We start from the raw sequence: 15,476 nt of genomic DNA, 5'->3' as shown, positions 1-15,476 counted from the left end.
CCTGAGAGGGGCTGGGAGGGTACAGATTGCGCATTCTTGAAAGGCTGGAAAAGATCATCCACTCGCTAGGAGTAGGGACCGCGTGGCTAACCGTGGTCCCCATCGCTTTTTTTACCGGCTTGCAAATGCTTGATCGCAAGCTTCAGCTCGGGGTCTCGGCGATCCTTCCCGATCTATCCACCTCACTGCTTTTCATCCTCATTTTCATGACTTTCGGATTTACATACCTGCGCGACGGGCATGTCCGCGTGGACGTCTTTCGCCGAAACTGGCCTCCGCGCCGCCTGGCGTGGATCGAGCTTGCGGGCTGTCTTTTCATACTGCTGCCTTTGGCGATCATCCTGACCAATTACGGTTGGGATGGGCTGATGCGGACGACGAAATATGCGGAAACAGATATCTGGGCGCGGCGCATCGCCGCCGTGATCGGGCCTGCCCTGCTGGGGCTGGCGGGCCTTGTCGTCACGGTGCGCAATATCGCCTTCCTGCGCGGGCGACACGACGGCATCGCGCCAAGCTCTCAGGAAGACATGCCACATGGAGACTGAAATCCTGACCATCGCAATGCTAGGGCTATTGGGCATCGGTGTGTTCAGCGGTTTTCCTGTGGCTTTGGTCCTGACCGCTACCGGTTTTCTGGCATTTGTCGCTGCGGTTGTGATCGGCGTTACAGATTTTGGCCATCTCGGCCTCATTTACCTTCGGGTGCGTGGCATCCTGACCAACGAAGGTGTGCAGTTCACTAGTGTCCCGCTTCTTATCTTTCTCGGGCTGGTCCTGAATGCCAGCGGGGTTGCAGCAACGCTGTTTCAGACGTTGGGCCATGTCCTGAAATCCGTGCCGGGCCGATATGCGATTGCCACCCTGTTGATTGGCCTGATCCTCGCGCCTGCCGCAGGTGTCATCGGTGCGTCGGTTGTGACGGTCGCTCTGGTGGCCTATGGGCCGATGCTGCGCTCGGGATATGCGCCTTCCACGGCCGGGTCGGCGGTTGCGGCGTCCGGGGCGTTGGGGGTCGTCTTTCCACCGGCTGTCCTGCTGTTCTTTGTGGCCAATGTCTTTCAGCTTCGGATCGCGTTGATGTACACAGCGCTTGTCATCCCGGTGCTGCTGCTGGTCTTATTCTTTTCGCTGTTTTACGCGGTCACACTTCGTAATCGTGTCGACGTTGCCCTGTCGGATGCGGAAAAACCCACCATGCGGGACGTGTTGTCGGTGATCATTGCCATCGGAGTTATTGCAGCCATTCCTCTCAGTATCGTGGGCGGGATCGCGACCCTGTCCGAGGCGGCAGGTATCGGCGTCTTCGGGGGACTGTTGGTCATGGCGTTTCGCGGACGCATGACACTTGCACGCCTCAACAAGACGATAGTTCAGACCGCATCCATGACTTCAATGGTGTTTTTTATCGTCGTCGGGGCATCCATTTTTTCGCTTGGCTTCAATCTGATTGAGGGGCGCGAAGTTCTGCTTGAATGGATCAACGGGTTCGATCTCGGGCGCTGGATGACGCTTGCCTTGCTGCTTGGCATCATCCTCGTCCTCGGGTTCGTGTTCGACTGGATCGAGATCCTGCTCGTCTTTCTCCCAATTTTGCTGCCGGTGTTCGGGCAGCTGGATTTTTCAGATCATGTTGGCTCGGACTATTTTTCAAAAATCTGGCTGGCCGGTTTGATCGCTTTGGCGCTTCAAACGTCCTTTCTCACGCCCCCATTCGGATATGCTCTCTTCTTCGCCAAGATGGCCGCTCCTCCAGGTGTCAATCTGGCTGACATCTATCGTGGCGCCGGGCCGCTCGTGATCATTGAAATCCTGCTCATCGCAGTGCTGGCATTGTGGCCAGAACTGGTTACCTGGCTCCCGGAACTTGTTCTTTCCAAGTCAGACAGCCCTTTGTTGAATTGAAGGTTCATGATAAATGCTCGGCCAAAGAACAAAAAATCGAGTACCTTCAATGAAACGTCGTATTTTTCTCATGGGCATGATGTCCGCCTTTCTGTCCGGCTGTGCCAGCAAGTTCCGCAGCTATGGCGGACCCGAGGTGACCCGTGTTCGGCTCTACAAGGGGCAGCGCTTGCTTGTTCTCGACGGAGCCGATCGCGTATTGCAAACCTATCCGGTCGGGCTGGGTTTCGCTCCTGAGGGTCACAAGCAATTCGAGGGAGACGGCCGGACCCCGGAGGGCACCTACATAGTAGATAAGCGCAACCCTGAAAGTACGTATCATCTTTCAGTTGGTATCTCTTATCCGAACGAGGCCGACATCGCCTTTGCCGAAGCGCAGGGCCTTTCCCCCGGCGGCGACATCTTCATCCATGGTGGTCCACGCCCGGGCATCGACCCAACGGACGTCCGCGACTGGACAGCTGGCTGCATCGCGGTCACAGATCGGCAGATCGAGGACATCTATGCAATGGTGAAGGACGGAACACCTATCCACATCTTTGCATGACGGTCTTTCTCATGCGGCGGTAGTGAGCCGTCGCATTGGCCGCCAGTGCCCAGCTCCACGAAGCCAAGATGAGCGCCAACAGCATCCAGTCCCCGAAGCTCGCGTAGAGTGTCGGCGGTCGCGCGGAGGGCAGGCTAGCGTCGATGATGCCCGTTTCGCCGGTATCGAGCCGCGCGGCGACACTTCCGTTCGCGTCGATGACCGCGGAGATGCCCGTATTCGCGGCTCGGATGACAGGAAGGCCTTCCTCTACGGCGCGCATCCGTGCGGAAGCCAGATGCTGCTCGGGTCCGATGCTGGTGCCGAACCAGGCGTCGTTTGTCGCGTTGAAAATCCAGTCAGGTCGGAACAGGTCGTCGACCACATGGCCTGGGAAGATGATCTCATAGCAGATCGCCAAGGCGACCAGCGGCACACCCGGAAGCGCAAGCGTTCGTGGGCCCGGTCCGGGCGTAAAGTCGCCGAGCCCCGCCGTCAGCCGCTCGATCGGCAACCAGCCGCGGAATGGCACATATTCGCCGAAGGGCACGAGATGGTGTTTCGCGTATCCGGTCAGGATTTTGCTGGTATCGCCAAAAGCCTGGACCGTGTTGAAATATCGGATGCCATCCTCGCTCGGTACACGGTCCGGCACTCCGGTGAGTAGCACGCTGCCTTCCGGTAGCGCAGCGGCAATGCGGGCCCGCGCCTCCGTATCCTCATCGAGGAAACCCGGAAAGGCGGTTTCCGGCCAGAGAAGAACGTCGAAATCGCCGGGCAGGGTTGAAAGCTCAAGATAGCGCGCGAATGTCGCCTCGCGGTTCTCGGGCGCCCATTTCTCCTCTTGTGGAATGTTGCCCTGGACAATGCGCAGGTCGACAGTGGGTGGCTGTTGTGCATCCGACTGGAGGCGAAGCGTGCCGACAGCCCACATCGTCGCGATGCCGGCCAGCGCCACGAGCGAGATGGTCAATCGTTGCCGCCCGGACGCCATGACAGCAGCGCCGGGGAGCAACGCGACGAACACGGTGAGAAAGCTTAGCCCATAGCTTCCGACCCAGGCGGCGGTCTGGCGAAGGGCGGCATAGTCCACAAGTGCGTAACCGGCCAGGTTCCAGGGAAACCCTGTCAGAACGTGACCACGCAACCACTCGGCCACGGTCCAAGAGGTCGCGAACAGGAGGCAGTTCAAGAGACTGCCCATGGCTCCGCGCCGCGCGATTTCGGCGAAGAGCACGGCGGCAATGGCCGGGAAAATCGCGAGACCTGCGGACAATCCCGCGACCGCCGGGATCGCCATCGTCCCAAACCGCTCGGCCTCGACGTAGAAACTTTCCGCGATCCACGAAATCCCGAAACCGAACTGGCCAAGACCAAACGCCCAGCCGACGAGGAAAGCGCGCCCGAAGGAGAGATCGCGAAGACCGACAAACAACGCGGAATAGGCAATGGGAACAAGCAAGAGAAGCGAGAAAGGCGGGAAAGTCAGAACGGTCAGCGCCCCGGCGACGAAACCAAGCGTCATCCGCGAAAGAAAACGGTGGCGCAGAGCGATGCGGTTCAGAATTTCCGGCTTCACGACTTGATCGAACGCCGCGCGCTGATCCATGGCGCGGCGAGCAAGAGCCCCACGCCACTGACGACAAATACATCGGCCAAGTTGAAGGCAGGCCAATGTGTTGTGCCAATGTAGAAATCGAGAAAGTCTGTTACAGCCCGATACCGCACACGATCGATGACATTGCCCAGGGCTCCGCCAATGATCGCGCCATAGGCAAGTGTTTCGACCGCATTTTCGGCGCGAAACAGCATAACCCCTAGCCAAACACAGATGGCAAGAGCGAGAGCGATTAGGCTCCACCACGGAGCGCCGCCCAGCATCCCGAAAGTCACGCCGTCATTACGATAAAAGACGAGGTTGAATCCCGGAAACACGGAAATCCCGACGCTTAAAGTGACGGCATTCGCAACGACAATGGCTTTGGTGATCTGATCGATCGCGAACGTAGCAAGCGCTGCAAATACGCCGATCATCGGAGATCCTTTGTATGATGACATTGCCTCATCCCAACCAGACATCGAGAAACAGCATCAGAACGAGCCCGACAGCGAGACCGAGCGTTGCCCTGTTCTGATGGCCGCTGCGATGGGTTTCGGGGATGATTTCGTGGCTGATGACGTAGAGCATCGCTCCCGCGGCAAAGGCCAGACCCCATGGAAGCAGCGGTTCCGACAGTGTGATGATCCCGGCCCCGAGCAGGCCGCCAATCGGCTCGACCATGCCCGTCAGCGCCGCGATGCCCCAGGCGCGCAGCTTCGGATATCCCTCGCCCAGCAGAGATACAGCGACGGCCAATCCTTCGGGCGCATTCTGAAGCCCGATGCCGATGGCGAGCGGCAGACCGCCCTCCATACCTCCGGATCCGAAGCCGACCCCGACCGCGAGGCCTTCGGGGAAGTTGTGGATCGTGATCGCGATGATGAACAGCCAGACCCGCCGCAAAGACGCCGCTTCGGGCCCTTCGCGTCCCGTCTTGAAGTGCTCGTGCGGCAGCTTTTCGTTCATCAGCGCGACAGCCCCCATGCCCAGAAGGATCGAGACGCATACGATGGCCGCAGGCATCGCGCCGTTTTCGAACATTGGCTCTGCCGCATCCAATGCCGGGATGATCAGCAAAAAGAACGAGGCTGACAGCATGACACCGGCAGCGAAGCCGAGCGACAGATCGCGCGTGGCCCGGGACGGGATGCGCCCGAACAGCACGGGAGCTGCCCCGACTGCCGTAAGGGATCCGGCGGCGAGACTTCCGAGAAAGCCGAGCATTATCGGAGACAGATTTTCCATGGGCGAGCCAGATTATCCTTCGGCGTAGCTCGAAAAGACTTCCGTCGACCCGTCCTTGCGGATGAGGAAGACATCATAGGCCTCGCGGTCGTCTTCTGGCCCCATGCCGGGCGAGCCATAGGGCATCCCCGGAACGGCGAGGCCGACGGCGTCCGGGCGCTCCTCGAGAATGCGGCGGATGTCAGCGGCCGGGACATGGCCTTCGATCACGTAGCCATCAATGAGCGCGGTGTGGCAGGAGACCATGCGCTGCGGCACGCCGTTGTCGAGCTTGAAGCGAACCAGCGACCCACCGAACATGTTCTCGCCCGTCGGCGCAAACCCGTTTTCTTCGAGATGGTTCATCCAAGACAGGCAACAGCCGCAACCGTTCGTCTTGCGGACCTCGATCGCCGTTGCCTCTGCGAGGACCTGGGCCGCCGGGAACAGGGCGAGGGTGATTGCCAGAGCTTGGGTCATGCGTTTCATGGGTCAGAGCCTTTCGGTTGTCGTTTCGGCAATCTCGCTGCCGAGGTTTTGATTCAGAAGCGCGCGCGCCTCGGCCAGACGCGAGAGCGCGGCGGTATCATCCGCTTCGCTCTCGGCTGCTTCGGCGAGCCGGTCGTCAGAGAGGGGGTCAGTCGGGCGCCCATCCACAAGGACTTCGTAGTGCAGGTTCGGACCTGTCGCCGTACCAGTCGCGCCGACGCGGCCGATCACATCTCCCGCCGCAACGCGTTGGCCTTGTGCCAGGTCTTCCGGCACGGCGCTCAGATGCGCGTAGCGCGTCAAGGTGTCGGAGCCGTGGGCGATTTCGACCACTCGACCATAGCCGCCCCGCCAGCCGATGAAACTGACCCGCCCCGGTGCCGTCGATTGAACCGGTGTCCCGCGTGCCGCTGCGAAATCGACGCCGGTGTGCATCCGGACGTTGCCAAAGACCGGATGCGTGCGGCGTCCGAACACCGAGCTGAGGCGCGCACCCTCGACCGGCTGTGCGAAGACGCGCAGCACCTCGCCATCGACGTAGATCGTCGCCTGACCGCTGCCGTCGTCCGGCCATACGATCTCGTAAAGCGAACCGCCGATCTCCAGTGCGGCGAAGGCGAGTTCGGGCTGTCCGATCCTGTCCTCGCCGACCCGCGCCTCACGCCAGAGAAGCCTTAGTGTCTCGCCACCGGCCAACTCGCGGCGAAAATCCACGGTCCCACCCAGCATCTGCGCAAGGTCCACGGAAAAACGGGCGGGTATGCCGGCTTCGTCGAGTGCCGCGAAGATCGAGCTGTCGATCACGGCTTTGCCGGCAAGGGTTACGATCTCCGGATCCGGAGCCACGACCTGCGTAGACAACTGCTCGCCGAAAACCACCTCGATCCGCACTCCGTCCTCGACGGCGAGTGAGACGGTGCGGGGGCTGCCGTCCACGGTCGAAGCGACAGTGACCGAGTGCCCCGGCCGCAGCCGTCGCAGATCGTATTCCGCGCCAAGCGCGAGGGCAACTTCGGCTCTGTCAGGTGCCGCAAGTCCAGCTTCGGACAGCAAGAAATCGAGCGTCTCGCCAGGTGCAATGTCGCGCGACCACGTCGACAGCGGTGGCTCGATCGCCCTTACCGGCCTGTCGGCAAACGCGACCTGCAGAAGGGGTAGGGGGCCGAGGTCGGGTGCATCCTCTGCCCATGCCGTCGCGGGCAGCGTCACGAGGATTTCAACGTTTCTAGGGGCTTCAGGACCTTGGGGCATCCAGCTACCTGCCTGGGCAAGTTCCGGCGGCACGGGTTCTTTCGGCATGAAATCAGAGATGGCGATAGCCGCTCCCAAAACCGTCCCCGCAATTGCGACACCCGCCGCCAAAGTTCTGAGCCTCATGTCGCCCCCTCCATTTCTTCTGCCAGCGCGCGGCGAATTTTCGGCACCGCGAATTCTCTGGGTTCGTGATAGTCGATCATGGTGACGAACCGCCCAGAGGCTGCGAACAGGAAGACGCTCGCGGTGTGGTTCATCGTGTAATCGCCGCTTTCCGTCGGCACCCGCACGTAGGTGGCGCGGAAGCCGTCCGCGACGCGCGCGATCTGCTCCTCCGGTCCCGTCCAGCCACGTATCCCAGGATGGAAGTAGCCGACATATTCGGCCATCGCCTCTACAGTGTCGCGCTCGGGATCGACCGTGATGAAAACCACGTTCATTTCTTCGGCCTCGTCTCCCAGATCGTCGAGCCATCCCGAAATGTCCGAGAGCGTGGTCGGGCAGACATCGGGACAGTAGGTGAAGCCGAAGAACGCCATCGTCGGGCGACCGATCAGGGTTTCTGGCCCGACCGCGTTGCCCTCATGATCCGTCAGACGGAAATCCATCTCGGTCAGGGCCACAGGCCGCTGCCCGACAGGCTCGGCTCCACCGGGTCCATCGACCTGCCACCAACCGACGAAGAGCATCAGGGCGACCGCCCCGACACCAGCCGCGCCGTACCCCAGGATCGCCCGTCGCCGCATCAGTCCTCTGGCCCCCGCGCGGCGATTCCGAGGATCGGCACCTCGACCGTCACTTCGCCTCCGTCTTCGAAAAGCAGGGTCAGCGGAAAGTTGTCCCCTTCCGTCATCGGTTCTTGTAGCCGCATCAGCATTGCGTGCAGGCCCCCCGGTTCGAGCGCGACGCTCTCGCCCGGGGCGATCGCGATCTCCCCCGCCGGGCTCATGGAACTCACACCTTCGGCATTTGTCTTCGTCTCGTGAATTTCGGGCATCATCGCGAGCGGTGTTGTAAGGCCGATCAGCGTCACTGGCTCGTCGCCAGTGTTGCGGATCGTCATGTAAGCGGCCCCGGGACGGTTCATCCCGATGGAGGCGCGGGACCACGCGTTCTCGACGACAACATCCTCGGGTCCGGCCAGCGCGGGCGCTGAGAACCCTCCAAGGGTCAAAAGCGCCGCCAGTGTGCTGGTCAAAATATACTTTTTCATCGTTCTGATCCTGCCCTTTCCATTCAGCTTTGCGCGGCAGCGACTTCGGCAGCCACCAGACGACGCAATTCTGCCTCTCCGAATGGATCGAGCGGCATGCCGTTCACGAAGAATGTGGGCGTCTGGCGAATTCCCACGGTCTCGACGTCAGCACGATCCTGGTTCAGGATCGCCACGACATCGGGTGCCAGCATTTGCGTGCGCGCGGCCTCGGCATCGAGTCCGGCCGTGGCGGCGATCTGAAGGATCAGGCCAGGCGCCGGGGCACCGTGCGACGCCCATCTCGGCTGTTCCCGCAGAACGGCCTCAAGCACCGGCACGTAAACGTCCTGCATGCGCGCCGCCTCGAGCACGCGGATCGCTTCCTCGGATGCCGCGCCGTGGAAGGGCGTGTAGCGGATCACGACGCGGACAGCATCCCCATGCTCGGCCATGATGTCCTTCACGATGGGATGAAAGGCGCGACAGGCCTCGCAGGCCGGATCGAAGAATTCGACGATCGTGACGGGCGCCTCCGCAGGTCCGAGGATGGGCGAGTAGGGGCGGATCATCGCCTCAGCAAGTTCCGGAGCAACAGGCTCCGCTTCGGCCACCGGGCCGGGGCGGGTTGCAAACCAGGTGGCTCCGCCGAAACCGGCGACGCCGATGGCGAAAACGGACAGGATCAGGCCGCGTCGGTTCATGTTCGTGTGTCCTTCAATGAAAGGGCCGACAGCGCCCCGATCAGCGCGAAGGCGACGAGCGCCATCAGCGGGATAGGGACGCCGAAGACCAGTTGGTTGTCATCGGTGCAAGAGGGGCCGGTGGCTGTGCAAGGCTGGATGCGTTCGGGAACAAGACCGACGTACAGCCCCATGTGCCACAGGGCGACTGCGCCGCCGCCAAGCGCCAATGCGATGCCGTAGCGCCCCACACGGCCGTCCCGCCACCACAGGCCCAGCCCGAGGATAATGGCCAAGGGGAACATGAAGGCGCGCTGGAACCAGCACAGCACACAGGGCGTCTGCCCCAGCACCTCGCCGATAAAAAGCACGGCAAGTGAGGCAACGAGCGCGATGATCCACGCCAGCCCGAGGGCTGTTTCTCCGGACATACGGTTCATGTCGGTCAGATCCTCTCTTCCAGATCGGCGAGGATCTCTTCGGCGGAGGTGCCGTAGGGCCAGGAGTCGGCAAAGCCTGCCTCGGGGTCGAAGAGGAACAGATGCGACGTGTGGCCCATGGTGTACCCATCCGGCGCTGCGGCCTCTTCGACGCGCTCAAAGAAGATTGGAAATGTCTCGGACGTGGCGGCGATCTGTTCCGGCGTGCCCGTCAGCCCGATGATGCCCGCATCGAACAGCGGGACGTATTCGGCGAGTGCTGGGGGCGTGTCTCGTTCAGGGTCGATTGTTATGAAAATCGGCTGGACCTTGGCGACATCGTCGCCCAGACCGTCCATCACCGCCGCGACCTCAGATAGGGTCGTCGGGCAGACGTCGGGGCAGTTGGTAAACCCGAAAAAAACCAGCATCCAGCGCCCCGCAAAGTCCTCCTCGGTTTGAACCATACCCTGGTGGTCCGTCAGTTCGAACTCAGCGAAAAAAGGCGGCTCGGCGTCGGTTCGGGCGCTATCGGCACGATAATCGGACCATAGCAAAAGCCATACGAAGGCAAGCGCTGCCACGCCTGCCAAAACCCAAAGAAACTTCTGTGCCGATGTAAGGGACAATCCTGTTCGCCTGTTTTTGATTCTTATTGCATGTGCGGATACATCCTCTAGCCGCTAGAGGTTCAAGAACGAAATCATGGTATAGCTTGAACTCACGCGTCTGTGAATCCGACACTTGTTTATTCCGACGGCAAAACCTACACAAACTGTATCTTTTTCATGGAGGCGAAAATGCTCACGATCGGTACTCTGTCAAAGAAGACTGGCACAAAAGTGCAGACCATCCGGTACTACGAACAGATCGGACTTATGCCCGAACCTGGCAGGACCGAAGGCGGACAGAGGCGCTACGACAATGCACAGCTCGACCGACTGTCCTTCATCCGCCATTCGCGGCAACTCGGTTTCTCGCTCGATGCGATCCGCGAGCTGCTCGACCTCAGCGACCATCCCAACCGCCCCTGCGACGAGGCAGATGCCATCGCGCGTCGCCAGCTCAAACAGGTGGAGCAGCGCATGGCCCGCCTGAAGGCGCTGCGCACGGAACTGAAACGCATGGTTCACGAATGCAGCGGCGGGCGGACCGGAGACTGCAAGGTGCTTGAGGTGTTGCGGGACCATTCGGAATGCCTGACCGAGCACGAGGAAATCGGGGCCTGAAGGAATTCAGCCAACATTCCGGCTGGAACGCAGATCAGCCGCAGAAGTTAATGTGTCGTACAACACAAGCTGGAACCACAAAATGGCCGCTAGACAAGATTCAATGGAGAGACGGACGCTTTGGATCGTTCTTGCGCTCAATATCGGTTTGGCCGTGGCCTTTTTCGCAACAGGCGCCTTCGGCGACTCAAGTGCCCTGATCGCCAACGGGCTCGATAACCTCTCCGACAGCTTCGTCTACGCGATCAGCCTTTTCGCTTTGTCCCGATCCGACAAATGGAAACGCGGGGCGGCGAACGTTTCTGGCGGGCTGCTGATTCTGTTCGCCGCTGGTATCCTTTACGATGCATGGCGCCGCTACATCGGCGGGTCAGATCCGCTCGGGACGATCATGATCGCCATGGCCCTGATCGCGGCGGCCATCAACGCAGTCTGCGTCTGGCTGCTCGCTAAGCTCAAAGATCCGGACGTCAACATCCGCGCGGCCAACACCTTCAGTTACAACGATTTCGCCGCGAACCTCGGAATCGTCGTGGCTGGCGGCCTCGTCGCCTGGCTGGGAACCAACTGGCCGGACCTCGTCGTCGGCGTGATTGTCGCCGGGATCGCGGCCTGGGGAGGTATCGACATTCTGCGCGACGCACACGGCGAACACCACAAAGCAGTTCATACGGGCAAATAGTTGCGGGAGATTCTTTCTGAAAGAAAGGATTGAAGCTACAGTGACTATAGCAATTAGTCTTGTTCTAAGACGATTCGAGGAGCGCCCCGTTGCATATGACCGACCCCCTACTTGTACCCACCAAACTACTGGATTTTGATGCCGCGCCTCTTGCGCATCTAATTGAGAACCGCAGCTGGCGCGGCTTATCCGAATACGATCGGATCGGAGCTGCCTATGATTTCGTTCGGAATGAAATCGCGTTCGGATACAATCGAGCTGACGACATCCCCGCATCCGAAGTGCTTTCCGACGGCTATGGGCAGTGCAATACCAAAGGCACGCTCTTGATGGCGCTGCTGCGTGGTATCGGCATTCGTAGCCGGTTGCATGGCTTCACGATCCACACAGGCTTGCAGCGCGGTGTTGTCCCTGAGCTGGTGTATCCGCTTGCTCCGCAGGAAGTTCTCCACTCATGGGTTGAGATCGAATATCAAGGTGCCTGGATCAACCTTGAAGGCTTCATCCTGGATGACGCTTTCCTCAAAGTTCTGCAAACGTCTTTCTCGGACACGGACAGTCTCTGCGGGTATGGCGCGGGCACGGATTGTCTTGGCGCGCCTCCCGTCGCCTGGAACGGAGAAGATACCTACATTCAGAAAACCGGCATCGTGCAGGATTTCGGCGTGTTTGATACGCCGGACACCTTCTATTTGTCCCATGAGCAATCCTTTGGATGGCTGCGTGGTGCCATTTACCGTCATATCATACGCCACTGGATGAATGCGCGCGTACGTGGTTTCCGCAGCGGCCGCCTCAAGACTGACCGACGCGCGACACACGCGCATGAGGAGCCTGCCAATGCCGCATGATCATGGGCACGCGCATATCGATCCGGATTCTGGCGATCGGCGGGTTGCCATTGCGATCTGGGCGAACGGGCTTCTTACCGTTGCGCAGATCGTCGGGGGCATATTGTCAGGCAGTCTGGCACTGATCGCCGATGCGCTGCACAACTTTTCCGATATGGCCTCGCTTGTCATTGCCTTCGCCGCACGCAAGATCGCGCGCCGCCCGGCCGATGAGCGCATGACCTTCGGCTATGGTCGGGTCGAAATCGTCGCGGCCCTGGTTAACTACACCACCCTGATTTTGATCGGCTTCTACCTGATCTACGAAGGTGGCATGCGCATGATTGATCCACCCGAAGTCATGGGTTGGACCGTCGTCATTCTCGGTGGAATTGCGCTTGTGGTCGACACACTGACCGCAATGCTGACCTATTCGATGCAGAAGGGCAGCGTGAACATCCGCGCGCTTTTCCTGCATAACCTGTCGGACGCGCTTGCTTCGGTCGCGGTTATCGTCGGTGGGTCGCTGATCATCCTTTACGACATGCGTTGGGTCGATCCTGCCATCACCATCGGCATCGCGATCTACATCCTGTATCTGTCTTTCACTGAAATAGGCGGCCCAATCCGAACCCTGATGCTCGGGAGCCCGCCGGACATCGACAACGAGGCCGTCGTCGAAGCGATGCGGAAAGTCGAAGGCGTCGCCGACGTCCACCACGTCCATCTCTGGCAAATGCAAGAGCACGAGGCTGCGCTCGACTGCCATGTCGTCGTGGCAGCCGAGGGCTGGTCGAAGATCGAAGAGATCAAGAGCGCGATCAAGAAGCGGCTGAAGGAAGAGTTCGGCATCAGCCATTCCAGTCTCGAATTTGAGCATGAGGATCGCGCTCATCAGAACGCCGATCTCTACGGTCACGGCAACGCAAGTGAAAAGGAGAAGACCAATGTTCAAGGAAACGCTGACCGAGCATGATAATGTCATCGGGCTCGTCTGCGAAGGCAAGTTGACAGAGGCAGACTTCAAGAAAATGCACGCGCTGCTTCATGAACGTCTTGGAACAACCGATAATCCGGGTCTGGTTCTCGACCTTACAAGTTTCGAGGGCTACGAAGAGCTTTCGGCGATCCTGGAAGATCTGAAGATCGACACCGCCCACGTGAACGATTTCTGTCGCATAGCGGTTGTCGGAGAACGCAGATGGCTGGAATGGGGCGCTCGGGTGGTCAACCTACTGACGGGCTCCGAGATGCAGTGGTTCGAATCCAGCGATGCCGAGTCCGCACTTGCGTGGGCGCGTGACGGGTAGCCAACGATTCTGCAAGAAAAGGACTAACTGAATTGGATATGGAATAATGCTTCTGGCGGATCCGGACCTACTACGTAGCGACTTTAACCGGGTACTGTGTGCTCATGTGCGATTCGAGTGAAATGACATCCGCCTCAAGATCGTGAGGCTACAGGGGCATCACGTCCAAGTTACAGAATATCGCTTGACCTCCCCTTACTGGAAGGTTGTAAAAACTGTTCATGTTCCGCATTTTTCGCCTTGTTTTGATTCTCATGCTGACCTTCGGTACAGTGACTGCGCCGGATATGTCGTTGGCCGGTATGTCGGTCACGGCTATGGCGCAGATGGAACCCACCGAAAGCGCGGATGGCCGTTGCGGCGGGTGCGATCCCACCGGATTTGCTGAGGGCACTGCCTGTGAAGGTGGGTGTCCTGTTCCTTGCGGCTCCAGCGGTACTTCTGGCCTCCTTGCCAATATGCCGTCAGCGCGGCTCACGAGGCCTTTTGGTACTGCCGTCCGGGGTGCCGAACCTTTGATCTCACTCGGCACGAATCCGTCGCTTGATCCATTCCCTCCCAAACTGCCTGTCTGAACCTGAAACCGGCCTCGCCTGCTGCGAGGCCTGATTGTTGCTTTGGCCGAAGCTGGCTGAGTGCGACCCTTTCAGATCAAGGCAGTTGCGATGATCCTCCACAGACCGATTTCACGAAGGCACGTGCTTCGCACAGGTGCCGCATTCACAGCCCTATCCGCTCTGTCACCTGCACGAATGGCGATGGCCGATCCAACTGGGGACCCATTCGTCCTACGCGCGGCATCCGGACAGGCCGCCCTGCGCCCGTCACCATACGGCCCGACTAATGTCTGGAGCTATAACGGATCCGTCCCCGGCCCTAAAATCCGAGTACGCCAGGGCGACCGAATCCGCGTTCTGGCTCAGAATGGGTTGGATGAAGGGACCACAATCCACTGGCATGGCATCCGCACGCCCAATGCGATGGACGGAGTGCCGTTCCTTACACAGGATCCGATCCCGGTTGATGGCGATTTTCTCTACGAGTTCAATGCGCTGGATGCGGGCACGTTCTGGTACCATCCGCACCAGCGCAGTTCGGAACAGGTCGGACGCGGGCTTTACGGGTCGCTGATCGTCGAGGAGGCGGACCCGATCCGCGTCGATCGCGACGTGACCTGGATGCTGGACGACTGGCGCATGACGCGGGCGGGGCAGTTGTCGGATGACTTCGGCAACCGCCATGACGCGATGCACGGCGGTCGTATTGGCAATTCCGTGACCATCAACGGTCAGATCCCCGAACAAATCTCGGTGCAATCCGGTGAGCGCATCCGCTTGCGGCTAGTCAACGCGGCGAACGCGCGGATATTCGGGCTGGATTTCGGCGGTCTTGCACCGGCTGTGGTCGCGCTGGATGGTCAACCCGTGACCCCTCATGCACCAAATGGCGATATCGTAGTGATCGGCCCGGCCATGCGTGTCGATCTGGTGATCGACATGACCGGCAAGCCCGGAGAAGTCGTCACCGTCACCGATGTCTTCTACGACGGCCTCGAATACCGTCTGGTCGACCTCGTCTATGGGCCTGACAGGCTGCGGGACAGTGTGCCGGATTGGTCGATGGACCTGCCACCCAACCCGTTGGCGGAACCGGACATGGCGTCGGCCGCGCGGCATCAGATCGTCTTCAACGGCGGAATGATGGGGCAGATGATGATGGGCGGCGGCATGGGGTCGATGATGGAGCAGATGCGCGAGGGCAACATGTGGTTCATCAACGGCGAAGCCGCGACGGGGCACACGATGGACCCCTTGCTGGTCCTGCCGCAGGGCACATCGCACGTGTTCGAGATGGATAATCGCACCGCATGGCACCATCCGATCCATTTCCATGGGCATTCGTTCCGTGTGATCGCGCGCAACGGGCAATCGACTCGGTATCGCGAATGGCAGGACACCGTCCTGATGGCCCCCAAAGAACGGGTCGAGATCGCCTTCGTGGCGGACAACCCCGGCGATTGGATGTTCCACTGCCACATCCTGGAACACCAAGCGGCGGGCATGATGGGCGTCATCCGCGTCGATCCCGGCACGACCAAAATCTGAAATCTCACAACCCAATGACCACGAAAAG

The 15,476-nt window shown here is 60.2% G+C and carries 19 protein-coding genes; 9 read left to right on the top strand and 10 right to left on the bottom strand.

Going from position 1 to position 15,476, the window contains the following annotated elements; translation table 11 throughout:
* The first annotated feature begins 26 nt into the window (after nucleotides 1–26).
* The 3 genes from JNX03_RS18805 (at nucleotide 27) to JNX03_RS18795 (ending at nucleotide 2,452) form a co-directional block, all read left to right on the top strand.
* Nucleotides 27–548 (top strand): TRAP transporter small permease subunit, encoded by a 522-nt coding sequence (locus JNX03_RS18805; protein ID WP_111734003.1) that lies wholly within the window; start codon nucleotides 27–29, stop codon nucleotides 546–548.
* Nucleotides 538–1,905: a TRAP transporter large permease gene (locus tag JNX03_RS18800; RefSeq protein WP_111734004.1), complete on the top strand. Its 1,368-nt coding sequence runs from the start codon at nucleotides 538–540 to the stop codon at nucleotides 1,903–1,905. Before JNX03_RS18805 ends, JNX03_RS18800 begins: the two co-directional genes overlap by 11 nt.
* Nucleotides 1,906–1,975: 70 nt before the next feature.
* Complete coding sequence (locus JNX03_RS18795) at nucleotides 1,976–2,452, top strand: L,D-transpeptidase family protein (protein WP_111734006.1); 477 nt, start codon at nucleotides 1,976–1,978, stop codon at nucleotides 2,450–2,452.
* On the opposite strand, the gene lnt is transcribed toward JNX03_RS18795, so the two are convergent.
* The 10 genes from lnt to JNX03_RS18745 are packed head-to-tail and all read right to left on the bottom strand — an operon-like array spanning nucleotide 2,433 to nucleotide 9,921.
* The gene (gene lnt / locus JNX03_RS18790; RefSeq protein WP_111734008.1) at nucleotides 2,433–4,040 is read right to left on the bottom strand and encodes an apolipoprotein N-acyltransferase; all 1,608 of its coding nucleotides are present in this window, start codon (nucleotides 4,038–4,040) and stop codon (nucleotides 2,433–2,435) included. The two genes, JNX03_RS18795 and lnt, sit on opposite strands and share 20 nt — an antisense overlap.
* Nucleotides 4,007–4,465, bottom strand: a complete 459-nt coding sequence (gene lspA, locus JNX03_RS18785) for a signal peptidase II (protein WP_111734010.1) — start codon at nucleotides 4,463–4,465, stop codon at nucleotides 4,007–4,009. The genes lnt and lspA overlap by 34 nt, the downstream gene beginning before the upstream one ends.
* 28 nt (nucleotides 4,466–4,493) lie before the next feature.
* Nucleotides 4,494–5,276 (bottom strand): ZIP family metal transporter, encoded by a 783-nt coding sequence (locus JNX03_RS18780; RefSeq protein WP_111734012.1) that lies wholly within the window; start codon nucleotides 5,274–5,276, stop codon nucleotides 4,494–4,496.
* A 12-nt stretch (nucleotides 5,277–5,288) separates the two neighbouring features.
* Nucleotides 5,289–5,744, bottom strand: coding sequence for a DUF411 domain-containing protein (locus tag JNX03_RS18775; RefSeq protein ID WP_111734014.1), 456 nt, complete (start codon nucleotides 5,742–5,744; stop codon nucleotides 5,289–5,291).
* A 3-nt stretch (nucleotides 5,745–5,747) separates the two neighbouring features.
* Entirely contained in the window at nucleotides 5,748–7,121 is a 1,374-nt protein-coding gene (locus JNX03_RS18770; protein WP_111734016.1) for a M23 family metallopeptidase, read from the bottom strand.
* Nucleotides 7,118–7,744, bottom strand: a complete 627-nt coding sequence (locus JNX03_RS18765; RefSeq protein WP_111734018.1) for an SCO family protein — start codon at nucleotides 7,742–7,744, stop codon at nucleotides 7,118–7,120. Before JNX03_RS18765 ends, JNX03_RS18770 begins: the two co-directional genes overlap by 4 nt.
* Nucleotides 7,744–8,211 (bottom strand): copper chaperone PCu(A)C, encoded by a 468-nt coding sequence (locus tag JNX03_RS18760; RefSeq protein WP_111734019.1) that lies wholly within the window; start codon nucleotides 8,209–8,211, stop codon nucleotides 7,744–7,746. The genes JNX03_RS18765 and JNX03_RS18760 overlap by 1 nt, the downstream gene beginning before the upstream one ends.
* A gap of 23 nt (nucleotides 8,212–8,234) precedes the next feature.
* Nucleotides 8,235–8,894, bottom strand: coding sequence for a DsbA family protein (locus JNX03_RS18755; protein ID WP_009503839.1), 660 nt, complete (start codon nucleotides 8,892–8,894; stop codon nucleotides 8,235–8,237).
* Nucleotides 8,891–9,313, bottom strand: a complete 423-nt coding sequence (locus tag JNX03_RS18750) for a disulfide bond formation protein B (RefSeq protein ID WP_009503838.1) — start codon at nucleotides 9,311–9,313, stop codon at nucleotides 8,891–8,893. The genes JNX03_RS18755 and JNX03_RS18750 overlap by 4 nt, the downstream gene beginning before the upstream one ends.
* 5 nt (nucleotides 9,314–9,318) lie before the next feature.
* On the bottom strand, nucleotides 9,319–9,921 hold the full coding sequence (locus tag JNX03_RS18745; protein ID WP_231024347.1) for an SCO family protein: 603 nt from the start codon (nucleotides 9,919–9,921) through the stop codon (nucleotides 9,319–9,321).
* Nucleotides 9,922–10,092: 171 nt separating this feature from the next.
* Here JNX03_RS18745 and JNX03_RS18740 point away from each other — a divergent pair, with 171 nt between their 5' ends.
* The 6 genes from JNX03_RS18740 to JNX03_RS18715 all read left to right on the top strand — a co-directional run bounded on the left by JNX03_RS18740 (nucleotide 10,093) and on the right by JNX03_RS18715 (nucleotide 15,448).
* Nucleotides 10,093–10,521, top strand: a complete 429-nt coding sequence (locus JNX03_RS18740) for a MerR family transcriptional regulator (RefSeq protein WP_013959865.1) — start codon at nucleotides 10,093–10,095, stop codon at nucleotides 10,519–10,521.
* A gap of 103 nt (nucleotides 10,522–10,624) precedes the next feature.
* On the top strand, nucleotides 10,625–11,203 hold the full coding sequence (locus JNX03_RS18735) for a cation transporter (protein WP_037941752.1): 579 nt from the start codon (nucleotides 10,625–10,627) through the stop codon (nucleotides 11,201–11,203).
* Nucleotides 11,204–11,298: 95 nt separating this feature from the next.
* Entirely contained in the window at nucleotides 11,299–12,054 is a 756-nt protein-coding gene (locus JNX03_RS18730) for a transglutaminase-like domain-containing protein (protein ID WP_111734023.1), read from the top strand.
* On the top strand, nucleotides 12,044–13,009 hold the full coding sequence (locus tag JNX03_RS18725) for a cation diffusion facilitator family transporter (protein ID WP_111734025.1): 966 nt from the start codon (nucleotides 12,044–12,046) through the stop codon (nucleotides 13,007–13,009). Before JNX03_RS18730 ends, JNX03_RS18725 begins: the two co-directional genes overlap by 11 nt.
* Nucleotides 12,981–13,343 carry an STAS/SEC14 domain-containing protein gene (locus JNX03_RS18720; RefSeq protein WP_203212313.1) on the top strand — a complete coding sequence of 121 codons (363 nt, stop codon included), beginning with the start codon at nucleotides 12,981–12,983 and terminating at the stop codon, nucleotides 13,341–13,343. The genes JNX03_RS18725 and JNX03_RS18720 overlap by 29 nt, the downstream gene beginning before the upstream one ends.
* A gap of 665 nt (nucleotides 13,344–14,008) precedes the next feature.
* Nucleotides 14,009–15,448, top strand: a complete 1,440-nt coding sequence (locus tag JNX03_RS18715) for a multicopper oxidase family protein (protein WP_111734031.1) — start codon at nucleotides 14,009–14,011, stop codon at nucleotides 15,446–15,448.
* Nucleotides 15,449–15,476: the final 28 nt, after the last annotated feature.

Source organism: Sulfitobacter mediterraneus (genome assembly GCF_016801775.1).
GTDB classification, from domain to species: Bacteria; Pseudomonadota; Alphaproteobacteria; order Rhodobacterales; family Rhodobacteraceae; genus Sulfitobacter; species Sulfitobacter mediterraneus_A.
This window is presented reverse-complemented; position numbering and strand designations above follow the sequence as displayed.